Here is a 14,424-nt window from a genome sequence, read left to right as displayed (position 1 = left end):
CGCAGGACTGCTGCAGCCGAGACCATCCCTTACTGGTCTGCCTGTTCCAGGATCAGGTACTGCGCCGAGATTTGTTGGTGGACATCGGTTCTGTCGCCTATGGCGGCTGCTTCAGCGAAGTAGCGGCCGTTGACAACCATGCACAGGTCGACCTCGGAGATTTCCTCGGTCATGCAGGTCGCGTTGGGTAGCCCGGTCGGGCTGGGGGCCAGAACGTAGCTACCGGCGGCGAGGGAGTCATCAATGAAGATGTCCATCATCTTTTGTGCACCTGCTGGTGTTTCGGCCCGGTAGACACCGGTTTTGTTGATTGCGGTGTGCTCGACGCCGACGTCGATCAGGGTTTTGTACGTCAGGGCCGGTTTGGTCGATTGGTGTGCGGTTCCACGCGGACCGTAGACCGCGTTCTGGTGAGGTTTCGGATCGTCGGTGGGAATCGCGTAGATGAGGATGTTGTTCGGATCCTTCTGCGGACGCCCGCTGGCACTACCCCCCTGCTCGATAGTGGGGGTTGGCTCGAAGGCGTCAATCAGCGGCTTTTGCACTGCAAGAGCGTCGGCGATCGCTGTTGCTGTCCAATCGCTTTGGTCAAGGGTGTCGCCGGCACGGGTGTAGAGCAGGTAGAAGCCGTGCGGGGTGAACGCCTCGAGGGTGTGCAGGTTCCCCCGCGAGTCGAGGCTGCTCGACACCAGAGTGGTGGGCAGGCCGGGCAGTTTTTCTTCGGTCGTTTTGTTGGCTTTGACCTGGGCGTCATGCATCTGCCGGGCCGCGGCTGCGGCGGTCGCGGCGTCGTTGTATCGCAACACCATCTGCACGAGCACCTGTTGACGGTCTTGAGTTGTGACCGTGGGGGTTTGCGCCGATGACACGAATCCGAGAATGCCCGTGGTGTTGGCGGGTGCGTCCACTTGCCCAGGGTTGAGCACCACCCCGGTCAGGTCTTGCTGGCTGAAGATGAACTTGGTGGGAAATGCGGTGGAGCGCTGGGGTTTGGTGAGGTCGGGATCAATTTCGAACGGCACTGCGACGTAGTCGCTCATGCGGTGGGCCTCGATCTGCAAGACATCCTGGTCGGTGGCGATACCCAGTGGTGCCAGCGGCTGCGTCGGATAGTCCCCGGTGTCCAGGAGCGCGCGGTCGATCGGCGGGGCCGCCGACGTGCTCTCGGCCAGCGGAGTGCCATCGCTATTAACGGTGCACCCACCGAGCAAGCCCGCAGCTATCACCACGGAGGTGATCAGTAGTGATCGTTTCACCAACACTCTCTTTCACTGTGCGACGCAACAGGATGCGCTCGCGGGCTGAGATATTCGATGCGCAGGGCCGGAAGCCGGGGTCGTTGCCGAACTCCGGCACAGCACTGGTCCTGGTCAGCGGTTAGGAGTCGATCTCGTAGTGCCCGACCAGAGCGCCCGCCGGGACCGGGCGCTGATAGGCGATGTGGGCGGCGTCGATCAAGATGGGCCACAGCTCGCCAGCGCTGGCCTGCCAGGCAGCCCAACTGGTGGTGTCGTCCGGTCGTACCGTGCCGTGCAGGCGTGAGGCCGCGAGGTGGCAGGCGGCGTCGTACACGGCCGCGGTCATCGCCGGGATCGTCGGGTCGTTGGGGTGCTGCGAGGTCAGTTCGTCGGCGGCTTCGGCGATGGCATCGACGCTGGTGGGTTCCAGCGCGTACAGATCGGCCGCGCGCCACGCCAATCCGAGTGTCGTTCTGCGCACCTGCGCACTGACAGTCGATGGCACGTACCGCATTGTTTGAGTCATCTCCCCCACTGCTCCCCTTGGTGATTGTGAACGGTACCGGGCCGCTGGTCCACGCACGGCACTCCTGGCAGAGACCGACTTGCCCGAGCTCGTTGTTATGCTCGGAATGTAAGCCCGACCGGCCGCGTGTATTCCCCCCCGAAGAGCGCACCTCATCCCCCCGAGTGCCGGCCGGGCTTCATCATTTTTCTCTGGTGGCCACACGCAGCGACGCCGAAAGGCCAGGTGCGCGCGGTGTTACGCCTCGCACCTGGCCGGGCCTGATCACGGTCTATTCGGCGTCCTGATCGGCTTGTTGCAGGATCAGGTATTGCGCTGAAATCTGTTGGTCAGCATCGGTTTTATCGTCGAGGGCAGAGGCTTCGCCGACGTAGCGGCCGTTGGCGACCATGCAGTAGTCCAAGGTGCCATCCGCGGTGTCTTTGGTGACGCAGGAGGCGTTGGGCAGGCCGGGCGGGCTAGGTGCGACCGCGTAGCCGTCGGCGTTGACCATGTCGACGACGAAGGTATCGAGCAGGGTTTGGGCGTCCTGGTCGGTCGCGGCCCGGTAAACGGTGGTCTTGTAGCTGGCGTTGTGCATGGCCCCGGCCTCGGTCAGGGCGGTGAAAGTCAGCGACGGGTTGGTCGAGCGGTGCGCCAACCCTCGGGGCCCGTACACGGCCATATCCGTGCCACCTTGGGCGTCCGGGTCCTCTTCGGGGATGGCGTAGATCAGGATGTTGTTCTGATCCATTTGCGGCATCACGCTTTTGCCACCGTTTTGTTCTTTGGTGGGGGTGGCAGGGAACTGGTCGATCAACGGTTCCTGCAGCTTGAGGGCGCTGGCCACGGACTCTGCGGTCCAGTCTTTGTCGGCTTCTGGTGCCGAGGCCCAGGTGTAGAGGACGTAGTCGCCGTGCGGGGTGAACGCGTTGACCGTCACCTCACCATCACCAGTCCCGGTCGACACCAGCGTGTTGGGCAGGATCGAGATCTTGTCCGCGGTTTCTTTGAGCGCAGGGTTGGGCTCGTTGAGCAGGGCGTCGTGCATTTGCTGGGCGCCGGCTTTGGCTTGGTCGGCGTCGGTGTACCGCAACACCATTTGCACCACTGCCCGTTCGTCGTCTTGAGCGGTATTGATCGGTGTTTGGGCGGTGGAGACAAACCCGTAGAGCATGAATTGATTCGCTGGCGCGTCCACGGCACCCTGTCCGAGCACCCCGCTCAGGTTTCGGCTGCTGCGCAGCACCTGGGTGGGCTGCTGACCGTCGGTCAGGGCCGGGTCGATCTCGAACGGGACGACGGTGAACTCGGCCAGGCGTTGGCCTTCGACGTCCAAGATGGTGTCGGCGGTGGCCAGACCATAGGGCGCGGCTGGTTCGGTCGGATAGGTGCCGGGATCGAGCAGAGCGAGATCGGCCACCGCCGCCGGTGCAACACTCGATGAGGCGGACGCGGCCACACCGTCAGATTCGGTGCTGCAGGCACCCACCAGCAGGCCTGCAGCGAGCAGGGCCGCCGGGATCGCACACGACTTCTTCACCATGAGGTGTGTTTCCTTTCAACGTCGCCAACGCCGGACTCAGCTGCGGCGGACTGAAGTATCAGATGCACTCGATGGCCTCCAGGTTCCATTCCAGGTCAGTGACCTGGATCACTCCATGTGTGGTGGTGGTGGAGCTCGGGTGCCGGGTGGGCCGTAGTGTGCGACCCATCACGGTGCCGGTTAGGGTCGTGACCGGCACACATCGGGGGTGAGGTGCCTGTCGATTTCAGTAGGGGGATGTCCATGAACGCAGAGCCAGTGTGGGCTGCGTCGTCGACCTCTGCTGCCCCGGATGAGTTTGTTGCCGCGGCAGGCAAGGTACTGCGGGCCTACAAACTCGATCAGATCGCCGACCTGGCCGAACAGAAACTGTCCGCCGAGGGCCAGGTGCGGTCGGCGGTGGTGGTCGGAGAGGTCAAGCGTGGGAAGAGTTCTCTGGTCAATGCGCTGATCGGACGCCGGGATCTGGCCCCGGTCGGGGTGGATGTGACCTCAACGATCCCGCTCAGCATCACCCCGGCCACCGAAGAACATCCGGCCGGACCAGCACATCTGCTGTTCCCAGACCACACCCGCCAGGTCGATGCCCGGGAGTTGGCGGAATGGGCGACTATCGATGGCCGGTATGTGCGCGATCCGCGGATCGAGTCGCTGCCGACCAGAGCAATCATTCCCGTGGCCAGCAGCGCCCTGGGCGATGTCACCGTGATCGATACCCCAGGGGTCGGCGGCCTGGATCCGGCGTTCTCACAACTCGCGGTGCAATCAGCACAGCAAGCATGTGTAGTGGTCATCGCCTGCGATGCGAGCACTCCCCTGACCGCTCCAGAGATGGCATTCATCAAAGATGCCGGCGCCTCGGTCGATGCGCTGATCGTGGCAGTGACCAAGACCGACAAAAACATTCGCCGATGGAAAGCGATCGTCAACGAGAATCGCCGGCTCCTACAGCAGCATCTGCACCGCGATGTCACCGTGCTCGGGGTCTCCAGTGTGCGGGCCGTCATCGCCGCCGAAATGGTGCCAGGTCTTGAACGTGATCACGCCGAAAAAGCCTGTGGGATAACCGCATTGCGGACCGAAATCTTCGACAGACTCAACGCCGCCGAGCAGCTCCCGGCCCGCGATGCGCTGCGCACCAGCCTCGAAGGTTTGCGCACGGTGCGGGCCACGATCTCCGAGGAGATCGCCATGGTGGAAGGTCGCGGCAAAGACGTCGCCGATCTGACCACCGAACTGGAGCGTTTGCGCGAGCTCAAAGAGCATTCACGGGAGTGGGAACACTATCTGACCCGGGATCTGACCATGATCCGCGGCCGCGCAGTCGAGGACCTCGATGGGCGCCTGGACAAGATCCGAGATGACTGGACCACCCGAATCAACAAGCAGGGCATGGAAGTTCTGCGTAAATCCCCACAAAAGTTCACCGCCGATATGCACCACGACCTGCAGATGGCGATGGGCGGTGCACTCTCGGGGTTCCTCGAGCAACTCCACACCGAGGTGGTGATGCCCCGCTTCGACTCGGAGGTGATCTGGAACGACATCTGTGAACAGATCATGTCCTCGCTGTCCGACCGGCGTATCGAAGCCCACCAGGTCGGGTCCAAACGCCAAGGACTGCTCGACCCGTCGATGCTCACCATGGGCGTGATGGGATCGTCGATGATCGGCGGCATCATCGGGGTCAGCACCGTGCTCGGTGTCGGCGCTGTCGTCGGCGGCGTCTGGGTGGCAGTCAATCTCGGGTTCCGGGCCATGCGCTCAGGCAAAACCAATCTACTGACCTGGCTGCGCGAAACGATCGCCACCACCAAAACCGCGACCACCCGATTGTTGGAGCAGGCCATGGCCAACGCCCGACCGGAGATCGTGCTGCGCTACCGCGAACACCTGCGCACCAGCATCGAGGCCCTGCAAGCCCAGATCACCACCACCAAAGAGGCCGAGGCCGCCGATGCGGCCACCCGCACCAAAAACCTTCAGCGCCTGGGCAAAAACCTCGACATCGTCACCAAACGCATCACCGAAGCCGAAACACTGCTGACCGGGCTGGCGAAGGCGAACGCGTAATGATGACGCCAGCAACCGATCCCATCCACCAGGTCCTCGACTCTGCGCTACGGTCGCTGGCCGGCCTGGGCGGCAACCTGGTCGATGAAGCCAACCGCATCGGCACCATTTTGTGGTCCCCACCTCGGGTGGTGATCGTCGGCCGCCTCAAAGCAGGCAAGTCCACCCTGGTCAACGCATTGATCGGGGCTCCGGTCGCCGAAACCGCAGCCCTGGAAGCAACCCGGGTGGTCGCGGTCTACCAAGACGGCGCTCCCTCCCGCGCCGAAGTCGTTGACCTGCAAGGGCACCACCATCTGGTCCCGCTGAGCAGTGGACAGGTCACCGACCTGCCGCTGCCGGCCGATCAGATCGCCTACCTGCACCGCTGGCTCCCCTCGGCGGCCATCCGGTCGCTGACACTGATCGACACCCCGGGCCTGGCCACCCTCACCTCGGAGAACGAGGCCGCGACCCGGCGGGTGCTGATCGATGGTTTCGAGCAAACCCGAACCGCCTCTGTCGATGCCGATGCCGCGGTATTTCTGTTCGATTCCACCCCCCGCGCCGATGAAATCTCGTTCCTCAAACAGCTCGGGTTCACCCCGCTCAATACCCTCGGGGTGCTCTCGCGGGCCGACGGATTCGGCGAAGGGGCACTGGGCCGGCGTGATCCGCTCGAACACGCCGCCGCTCATGCCCGCATCCTGGCCGGGCAGCTCTCCGACACCGTGGCCACCGTGGTCCCAATCTCCGGACTGATGGCCCAGACCAGCCGTACCGGCGCCTTGACCGAAGCCGACGCCCACGCCATGACCGTCCTCGGTCAGCTGAGCCCGTTGGAATTGATCGAGCTCCTCGAGTCCGACGATCCGGCGCCCTTGGAGCCATCGGTACGTGACCGGCTCCTGGATCTGGCCGGCGAATACGGTCTGATCAACGGCCGCACGGTGGCCCGCTCGGGTGCGGCCACACTCAACCAATGGTTGGTGGAGCGCTCCGGAATCACTGCCCTGCAGCACATGCTGCACACCTCGCTCTCCCAGTTCGCCGGACTGCAGCGGGCAGTACGGATCCTGGGCCAGTTCGACCAGCTCGCCTACACACATCCGGCCCGCGATCAGATCCGCGGCATCGCGCACTATGCCCGGTCCCAACCAGCGATGCGCCCGGTCGCCCTGTTCACCGATCTGCACCGCATGCTCGACGCCGACCCCACCTCTCCCCTAGTCGCTGACCTGCGCCGACTCTTGCAGGGCCGCAGTCGCGGCGAACAGCTCGGGCTGGCGGCCAACAGCACACCCGCACAGATCCAAGCCACCGCAGCAGCGAAACTATCGGCCGCGCACGGGCAAGCCCTCTCCACGATGACCGCAGCCGAAGATGCCGCCCTGGTCACCCTGATCGCCATCTACACCGACATGACCCAATGACCCAATGACTCAATGACTCAATGACTCAATGACGAAACTGTCGCTGGAACTTTTGATTGTCGGGCTGCATCCAAGACTTCGACCCGATCCCCTCGCTCGGATCAACCACTGTGGTGAAGGACAGAGAACATGACTGCTGACTGGCTCCTGGCCATCGACTTCGGGACCTCGAACACCGCCGCCGCGCACTCCGGTGCCACCAGCGGTGTGGTCGAAACGTTGGCGCTCTCGCACACCAGCAACGTGATGTCCTCGGCGGTGTTCGTCGATACCCCCGACCGGATCGCGGTCGGCGACGTCGCCCTCAACAGTGCCGAACGCAACCCGGCCGCATTCATCCCGTCGCCGAAACGGTTGATCGGGCAGCAATCGGTGATCAACGTCAACGGGTACAGCCTGCCCGCCTACGTGCTGGTCGGTGCGGTGTTGCGTAGCGTCCTGGCCCGGGCCGCGGCCGCCCACACCGGTCATCCACCGTCTCATCTGGTCCTGACCCATCCCGAAGCCTGGTCACCGGTACAGATTCAGGTACTCCGTGATGCTGCCGCCCAGGCCGGGGCCGATCCGCATCGCATCACCACCATCTCCGAACCTCGCGCCGCCGCACAGCATTACAGCCGCACCCACGCCATCGACCGGGGCGCCAAGATCGCTGTCTTCGACTTCGGTGGCGGCACCCTCGACGTCGCGGTGCTCGCCGCGACCGGCCAAGGCACCTTCGACGTCGTCGCAGCACGCGGCGATAACGGGTTGGGCGGCAAAAACTTCGATGCCATGATCCGCCGCTGGGTCGATCAACAACTCGAAGCCCGCAACCCAGGGTTGCGGGAGTACCTACGCCAAGCACCGGTGGGGATCCGCCAGAATCTCGACGATTCGATCCGCCGGGCGAAAGAGCTGCTGTCCGAAGCGCCGTCAGCGACGATCACCGTGGCCGGTGAAGGGTTCCACGAAACCCTGCAGATCACCCGCGACGAGTTCGACGAACTGATCGACGCCCCGCTCGATCGCGCGGTGCACCTGACCCGCGCCGCCCTGGCCGATGCCGGGATCGCCCCCGGCCAGCTCACAGCGCTGTACCTGACCGGCGGAACCTCCCGAATCCCGCTGGTACACCAGAAACTCGCCCCGCTTGGCAAAATCGCCACCCTCGACGATCCGAAAACAGTGGTGGCCCAAGGCGCGTTGACCGCCCTGGCCGCGGCGCACCAAACGAACACCGGTCAGCAGTACGCACAAACACAGACAAGCCCGACGATCCCTGGCGCCGCGGACTTCCTGCCCACCGCGCAACCACCAGCACCATCGGCGGCACTCTCACGTAACCGCGGCAAGATCCTCGCCGCCGCTGCGGCCGTCGTTGTCCTGGCGGGCGCGGCCGTGCTGGGAGTGGTCCTGACCAGTGGTGGAGATGGCAAATCGCCGAACAATGCTGCCGCAGAGAGCAGTACCGCCGGCACATCAGCCCCGACCGCCCCGGCAACACTCGCGGTGGCTACTACCGAAGAGGAAGTTCTCGCCGCTCTGCCGGCGTCGATGACCGCCGACTTCGAATCGTGCAGCAAAACCGGTTTCACCGAAAACGACGGCCTGCAAATCAGGTGCACCTTCAAAGAAGACAGTCCCTCGCTGGCCGGCATCAACGCTGACGACAGCCTCGGCGGGGTCTCGGTCTCGGTCGGCGTCGACCTCAAATACACGAAGAAGGACATCATCCGGATGCGGGAGCTGCGCGGCGCCGACGAAGGCGACGAACTGATGGAAAGCTCCGACCGCACCGCCGCCGCCCAAATCGACGCCACCGCAGGATCCACCCCGTACGTCACCTACGCCAACAATGTCACTGGCGTGACACTGAGTACCGGCGACATGGGCGACAACGAAGCCGCGAAAACCTTCCTCAAACATACCGGTCTCATCAGCTAACTGAACCCCGACGAACCCACTGATCTCCCTGCCGCAGTCTGAGTAGTTTCGCTCTGTCACAAGCACATTGGACCGCCAATACTGGGCACATGAATGTTGATGAAGTGATTTTCGCGCTGGCACTGTTTGGGATCGGGCTCTGGTGGATCTGGGTCCCCCTGGCCGGCTTAGTTGTGTTCAGGATCCTCAAGGTGTGCCAGCCGCGATGGAACGTGCCCGCATCAGACAACCGGGAGCCAGCGAGCAACCGAGAGTAAATGCACAGCTGCGCCATACGCGATTTACAGGCTGATGAGCGTCAGCACCACCAGGATTACCGCCATTACGAGTGTGAAGTTCAGCCAGAATCGTCTGCTTGATCGCCTGTCTGGGTGTTGAGGCCACTGGCCAGGTGCGCGTTCGCGACGCGGATAGTGTTCATTCACAAGCCATTCCACCCCGTCTGTTGGCTGCGCCCCACACTAGAGGGTGGCAGATGATGGACAGGACAGGGTCGGTCGCAGAAACCCTTACCGCTGGTCCGGAACATTATCGAACCTGGATGCATCGAATACTTCACAACCACAAGGCAATTGGGTTGTCGCCTCACAGCGAGGTGTTCGGCAGAAGAGGGAGCGACGATGAAACGGTTCGTTACAGGTCTGATGATGGCAGCCACCGCCGCAGCAGCGATCACGGCAGTGGGAGCGGGTGGGGCCTCGGCCAGCACCGAGACGTTCACCTTCAGCACGAAGGCGGACTGCCAGGTCAATCGCATGATCTATCAGCAGGAGACCGACCAGCAACGGGCCGCGTACGACAAGTCGGTGGAACAGGCTCATGCCCGTGGGGAGCTGGCCCAGTACCCACCGGTGTTCACCACGCGCACCGACTGCACCGAGCTGATCAACGGCGACTGGGAGTACCAGAGGTACAACGTTCGGTAACCAGACCACCAGCACGGTGCCGCGATGGGCACGTCGACGAGGGGTAGGCGTGCATAACGGTATCGAGCTGGGGAAATCCTGCACTCCCGCATCCACACGCGGGAGTGCAGGACCCCGTTTGCCGACACATTCACAGCCCAGCAAACCTGAGCATCGGACTCGGCAACGCCCGCGACGAAAAGTAGGTTGCCGGCCCGGGAACCTTTCACCGATCGGGTGCATCTAAATCTCCAACAACAACATGAAGCGCCACCTGAAAGGGCCCACCTGATGTCGAACTCCAGCCAGAACGTGACCGGCAACCCCGAAGACGCCGCCTACACCTCCAACGCCTCGGCCGCGGTCCCACCCTCAACCGAGCCGGCCCCCAACGCGCAGACCAGCACCCCGGCGGCCTACGAATCGGCGCGCGACGTCGACGGTGACGGCACCATCGACATCGTTCACCGCACCTCGGCGGAAGGCACAGCCGAGATCGCCCATGTCGACGATGAGGGCAACGTGACCCTCATCGAGCAGGACACCGACGGCAACGGCACCTACGACACCGCGGCCAGCCTCGAGGAAGACGGCACACTGCGGGTCGCCTCCGACCTCGACGACGACGGCCAGGTCGATCTGGTCAGCTACCACGACGACGCCGGCAACCTTGTGGCACAGGACATCGTCGAAGACGGGATCATCGTCGAAACCCTCATCGACACCAACGGCGACGGATCCGCCGACGTGTCGGTCCTGGACAGCAACAAGGACGGCGCCGCGGACACTGTCATCCGTGACACCGACTACGACGGTGTCGTCAACGACATCGCGGTGGACGTCGACGGCGACGGCGACATCGATCTGTACGCCGAAGACCTCGACGGCGACGGGATCCTCGACTCCACCAGCACCAGCGGCGATGGCATCGCACCCGAGGCCGAGCCGGCTGCGCCCGAGGCCCCCGCTGCCGATGATGTGGCCGTTTAGTCCCCCACTTGTGCATTCGATGGGCGGTAGCGGGAACATTGAGGGCGGTCGGTGCATCGAACTCTGATGGGGTACCTGATCAGGTGCTCCGCGACCATGACTAACCAAGGAGGTGGGCTGTGAGCGAGGATGGATCGCTTCTGTCAGCACTCGGGATCAACGTCGATGACCTCGACGTCCCACAACAGCCGTGGCAAGCAGCTCTCGATGCCGCCTTCAATCCCGCTACCGCCCCCGTCGTGGGCGATGTCGTACCGGTAATGGACGACGAACCCCGGCTACCGGACGAGATCGACCTCGGAGACGACGACGTCGAGACCGGCGACGACGGCCACGCGGACAGTCCCGCGGTCGAGGTGGACCTCGGCGAAGGCCCCGATGAGACCGAAATGGAAGACAACGCGCCGGCCGACACCGGCTATCAACCCGAGGACGCACCCGATGATCTCGGCCCGAACCTCGACGACGACGGTCCGGCTCCCACAGACCTATAGCCGGGCTGGCGCACAGTCGGTCGGCGCGCTGAAGCGCCTACCCGATAGGATCTGCGCAGTTACTGGGGGATGGTCGGGGGACATCGATGGATGAAACACAACTGCTGCTCGAAGCACGGGCAGGCAGCCAACAAGCGTTTGCCCAGCTCGTCACCCATTATCGACCTCGCATCTGGGGTGTATGCCTGCATATCGTCGGCGACCGCCAGGAAGCCGAGGACGCGCTGCAAGACACCCTGGTCTCTGCCTGGCAGAACCTCGAAAAGTTCCGCGGCGATGCCCGTTTCGGCACCTGGATCCATCGCATCGCCTCGAACTGCTCATTGATGATCGTGCGGCGACGCAAAGCCCACACCCAGCTGGTCGACTTCAACGCCGCCGATCAGCCCATCGTCCTCAAGGACGAGACCAGCACACGGTTTGATGAACGCATAGCCAACCTCGACGCGCTGCGTGCAGCTCTGGCATTGTTGCCCGAGGACATGCGCACCGCGTTGGTGCTTCGCGAGTTCGGCGACCTTAGTTACGTCGACATCGCCGAACACCAGGGCATCGGTGTCTCGACAGTGAAGTCGAGGCTCAACAGGGCTCGCACCCAACTGCAGTCCGCTCTAGCCTCCGCTGCGGACTCCTGACCAAGTCCAAAGTTCGGTGCCGACATGAAGGCTCCTGCCCTCAAAGTCCATGAGCTGTCTGAGGCCGCAGTCGACCAATGGAACATGATCACCACCCGCAGTGCTACCCGCTGAGGATCGACCGCCGACCACCGAGGACATTCACACCGACCGCGTGCTGGCCATTCTCCTTCGAGGTATCGCCTCGCACACGAGCAGCCAGGTCCTAAGCGTTGAACGCGTACTTGCCCGCGTCAGCTCCGAACTTCGACCCGGCTGGTGTGTCTTTACCGCGGTAAAGACACCAGCGTTTTCATTTCAACGCGAGCGCAGCGCGGTAACCAACTCTTCAATCTGCTCGTTTGAGTACACGTCGCACACTGCGGTCGCGAGCGTTATGGGATCTGTGCGTAGCCTGCGCAGTGCTCGCACAGCGGCCTTTGGTGAGGTCGGTTCGCTGGCTGGTCTGTCAGGCCGCTCCTTCTCGCCTCTCTGTTCCTTCGCGTGGTCTTGTGCTTCCCGCCACGCAGCTACCTGTTCAGCCCGCGGCACAGTCGCAAGTGACCGTGCATGCCTCAGTGCTATCTCGCCAGCGCACAACGACTGTTGTAGTTCTGGCGTGAGCTTTAGCAATGCACGGCGCTGCGAGACCCAGCCTTCGCTTCTACCGAGCCGTTTCGCCGCGGCACCCGCTCCGCCGAGCTCTTTGACCATCAGTTCAACCGCGTGTGCTTCCTCGATAACATCGAAGTCCTCGCGATCGATGTTCTCGACGATCGCCGCCCACAAAATCGTTTCGCGGTCAGTCGCGAGGCTGTCTTGGATGACGACGTCCAGACCGTCTCGACCGAACTTGTGGGCGGCAGCCAGACGGCGACAACCATTGACGACGACCCATTTTGCCCCGTCGAGATACCGCTCGTCTTCTGGCCACAGACTGAGCCAGGCTCCCCGGCTGACCACAGTTCCGGGTTGGAGCTGGCGAGACCTGATCGACTCCAAATCGTCAAGGTTACGAAGACCCGATCTGGGATTCCTTGGATTCGCTACGAGCTGCGTTAGTGGAACATTCGCTCGAAAGATCCGGCCGGGCTGTGCTGCGGGATCTACCGGAGATTGTTTTCCGACCGAAGTGGCAAGACTGGCGAGGTCAACGCGCCCCCCTTTGCGAGCCATCACCAGTTCCCAACTTCGACTTCGAGGCATAGCCGACGAAAGTCTTCGCGAGCTTGTAGCGCTACGCGGTTGGACGCGTACTCGGTGACGACTTTGCCCTCTGCTGCAGCTCGTGAGTGGATTTTGTAATGGCGGACAACGGTATTCGCCAACGGCCAACCCTGAGACTTCACGAACTTTTGCGTTTGCTCGAGATCTGTTTTGCCGTCGCGCGGATCCCAATTGTTGACTACTACTACGAACGGAATTCCACGCGGTTGAAGGACTTTCAAGATTGTTCTCGCGGTGGGATCGAACGCCAGGGGTTCTGGGACGATTGGAACAATGACCAAGTCGGCAGACGACAATGCGGCGTCGAGTGCGTCTCCAGAATCACCATTTTCCGCGCTTCCGGGGATGTCGCCAATCCAGCCGGGAGTGTCTACGACAACATGCTTGATTCCGGGAAGTTCACGGAGCCGACGCAGAATGTCTGCGTCGTCGTGCGCTTGGGCGATCCGGAACGGGAGTTCGCTGACACGTTCCGCCCACCAAACGGCGGACCCCTGAGGGTCAATCGAGACCGCCAGAACGGGGGATACTTCGTCGTCTGATCCAGGGGCTGCAACGACATCCGCCTTCATGGCCGCCAGATTCATCGCCAGCGTGGATTTACCCACGCCACCTTTCTGATTCATTATTACTTGCACTGACATCCGATACCTCCATGTGCTTCACCGCCATGTTGCGGTTACTTTTGGGCCGCTGCTGATGGTTGCTGCCAGATAGACTCATCTGTGGCCGGGTTGGGTTACCTTCCAATACGACGAACTTCGTACCGCCTCAAGAGGACCCCCCAGGGGTGACCCCCAATTTCCGCATCCGCGTTGTCCGCTCCACGCCCTCTAGCCCCGCGTCACATTCGACGCGTGGCTTTCGGTATCACCACATTTCCGATGATCAGTCAGAACGATGGCGCCTCGGGGCCGGTCACCGAGGAATTACAAAGGATGCACAGGCAACGGCCGCAGGCTGGTTAACGTCGGGCCTTGCGAAGAAACGACGATATACGGCTCAATCGCATCAGCTTTCGACACATCGCATCCAACCTCGCGAGATGTGTTGCTCAATGCGAGAGCGCGCGTTATCGTTCCAGTAGAGACCTCCCATTCACAACCGATTGCTGGTTTCTACGCCCCAGACGCTCAGTGCTCGTAACACTGAGGTTCCCGTCAGGGGCGTTTTTAGTTGACTAGCGATCAGGAGACGCTGGCGTCGCCTGGGCGGCCCGTTCCTCGAGGCCTTCGATGAACTCATCGATCGCCGTATCGGGGAACAGTCGCCGACTGCCGACTTTTACCGATCGGATATCTCCGGTGCTCAGCCTGTTGTAGATACTGGCCCGGCTCAATCCGGTCAGCAGCGCAGCTTCCTTAACCGTATACAGCCTGCGTGTCACAATGCCCCCCAAGTTGCGTCTGAGGAACGCAATGGTTCCCGTTGTCCACAGATGTCTTTGGCTCTGCACCACAGACTAACGAACGTGGGGGTGGGACGCAATCTCAG

The 14,424-nt window shown here is 62.7% G+C and carries 13 protein-coding genes; 7 read left to right on the top strand and 6 right to left on the bottom strand.

What is annotated here, in order from left to right; translation table 11 throughout:
- Positions 1-29: 29 nt before the first annotated feature.
- From AC1TQG_RS10505 to AC1TQG_RS10495, 3 genes are all read right to left on the bottom strand, one after another.
- Positions 30-1,256 (bottom strand): DUF7373 family lipoprotein, encoded by a 1,227-nt coding sequence (locus tag AC1TQG_RS10505; protein ID WP_482136854.1) that lies wholly within the window; start codon positions 1,254-1,256, stop codon positions 30-32.
- A gap of 121 nt (positions 1,257-1,377) precedes the next feature.
- The gene (locus tag AC1TQG_RS10500) at positions 1,378-1,743 is read right to left on the bottom strand and encodes a hypothetical protein (protein ID WP_482136853.1); all 366 of its coding nucleotides are present in this window, start codon (positions 1,741-1,743) and stop codon (positions 1,378-1,380) included.
- 292 nt (positions 1,744-2,035) lie between these two features.
- Positions 2,036-3,289, bottom strand: a complete 1,254-nt coding sequence (locus AC1TQG_RS10495; protein WP_482136852.1) for a DUF7373 family lipoprotein — start codon at positions 3,287-3,289, stop codon at positions 2,036-2,038.
- A 243-nt stretch (positions 3,290-3,532) separates the two neighbouring features.
- Here AC1TQG_RS10495 and AC1TQG_RS10490 point away from each other — a divergent pair, with 243 nt between their 5' ends.
- From AC1TQG_RS10490 to AC1TQG_RS10460, 7 genes are all read left to right on the top strand, one after another.
- On the top strand, positions 3,533-5,362 hold the full coding sequence (locus AC1TQG_RS10490) for a dynamin family protein (protein WP_482136851.1): 1,830 nt from the start codon (positions 3,533-3,535) through the stop codon (positions 5,360-5,362).
- Positions 5,362-6,774, top strand: coding sequence for a GTPase (locus tag AC1TQG_RS10485; RefSeq protein WP_482136850.1), 1,413 nt, complete (start codon positions 5,362-5,364; stop codon positions 6,772-6,774). Before AC1TQG_RS10490 ends, AC1TQG_RS10485 begins: the two co-directional genes overlap by 1 nt.
- Positions 6,775-6,903: 129 nt before the next feature.
- A complete protein-coding gene (locus AC1TQG_RS10480; protein ID WP_482136849.1) occupies positions 6,904-8,700 on the top strand; it encodes an Hsp70 family protein in 1,797 nt (598 codons plus the stop codon).
- Between the two features lie 620 nt (positions 8,701-9,320).
- Complete coding sequence (locus AC1TQG_RS10475; protein WP_482136848.1) at positions 9,321-9,626, top strand: hypothetical protein; 306 nt, start codon at positions 9,321-9,323, stop codon at positions 9,624-9,626.
- A gap of 270 nt (positions 9,627-9,896) precedes the next feature.
- The gene (locus tag AC1TQG_RS10470) at positions 9,897-10,595 is read left to right on the top strand and encodes a hypothetical protein (protein ID WP_482136847.1); all 699 of its coding nucleotides are present in this window, start codon (positions 9,897-9,899) and stop codon (positions 10,593-10,595) included.
- Between the two features lie 119 nt (positions 10,596-10,714).
- Positions 10,715-11,089: a hypothetical protein gene (locus AC1TQG_RS10465; protein ID WP_482136846.1), complete on the top strand. Its 375-nt coding sequence runs from the start codon at positions 10,715-10,717 to the stop codon at positions 11,087-11,089.
- An 86-nt stretch (positions 11,090-11,175) separates the two neighbouring features.
- The gene (locus tag AC1TQG_RS10460; protein WP_482136845.1) at positions 11,176-11,724 is read left to right on the top strand and encodes an RNA polymerase sigma factor; all 549 of its coding nucleotides are present in this window, start codon (positions 11,176-11,178) and stop codon (positions 11,722-11,724) included.
- A gap of 297 nt (positions 11,725-12,021) precedes the next feature.
- Here AC1TQG_RS10460 and AC1TQG_RS10455 read toward each other — a convergent pair whose 3' ends face one another.
- The 3 genes from AC1TQG_RS10455 to AC1TQG_RS10445 form a co-directional block, all read right to left on the bottom strand.
- On the bottom strand, positions 12,022-12,705 hold the full coding sequence (locus tag AC1TQG_RS10455; protein ID WP_482136844.1) for a ParB/RepB/Spo0J family partition protein: 684 nt from the start codon (positions 12,703-12,705) through the stop codon (positions 12,022-12,024).
- Positions 12,706-12,878: 173 nt separating this feature from the next.
- The gene (locus AC1TQG_RS10450; RefSeq protein ID WP_482136843.1) at positions 12,879-13,574 is read right to left on the bottom strand and encodes a nucleotide-binding protein; all 696 of its coding nucleotides are present in this window, start codon (positions 13,572-13,574) and stop codon (positions 12,879-12,881) included.
- A gap of 536 nt (positions 13,575-14,110) precedes the next feature.
- Positions 14,111-14,317, bottom strand: coding sequence for a helix-turn-helix domain-containing protein (locus AC1TQG_RS10445; protein WP_482136842.1), 207 nt, complete (start codon positions 14,315-14,317; stop codon positions 14,111-14,113).
- Positions 14,318-14,424 lie beyond the last annotated feature (107 nt).

The organism is Williamsia sp. Y844 (assembly GCF_056786475.1).
Note: the sequence above shows the minus strand (reverse complement) of the source record. Positions and strands in the feature narration are given on the sequence as shown.

Coding starts and splice junctions, on each gene's coding strand:
- AC1TQG_RS10495 (WP_482136852.1), bottom strand. CDS start 3,289: ATGGTGAAGAAGTCGTGTGCGATCCCGGCGGCCCTGCTCGCTGCAGGC.
- AC1TQG_RS10490 (WP_482136851.1), top strand. CDS start 3,533: ATGAACGCAGAGCCAGTGTGGGCTGCGTCGTCGACCTCTGCTGCCCCG.
- AC1TQG_RS10485 (WP_482136850.1), top strand. CDS start 5,362: ATGATGACGCCAGCAACCGATCCCATCCACCAGGTCCTCGACTCTGCG.
- AC1TQG_RS10480 (WP_482136849.1), top strand. CDS start 6,904: ATGACTGCTGACTGGCTCCTGGCCATCGACTTCGGGACCTCGAACACC.
- AC1TQG_RS10475 (WP_482136848.1), top strand. CDS start 9,321: ATGAAACGGTTCGTTACAGGTCTGATGATGGCAGCCACCGCCGCAGCA.
- AC1TQG_RS10470 (WP_482136847.1), top strand. CDS start 9,897: ATGTCGAACTCCAGCCAGAACGTGACCGGCAACCCCGAAGACGCCGCC.
- AC1TQG_RS10460 (WP_482136845.1), top strand. CDS start 11,176: ATGGATGAAACACAACTGCTGCTCGAAGCACGGGCAGGCAGCCAACAA.
- AC1TQG_RS10450 (WP_482136843.1), bottom strand. CDS start 13,574: ATGTCAGTGCAAGTAATAATGAATCAGAAAGGTGGCGTGGGTAAATCC.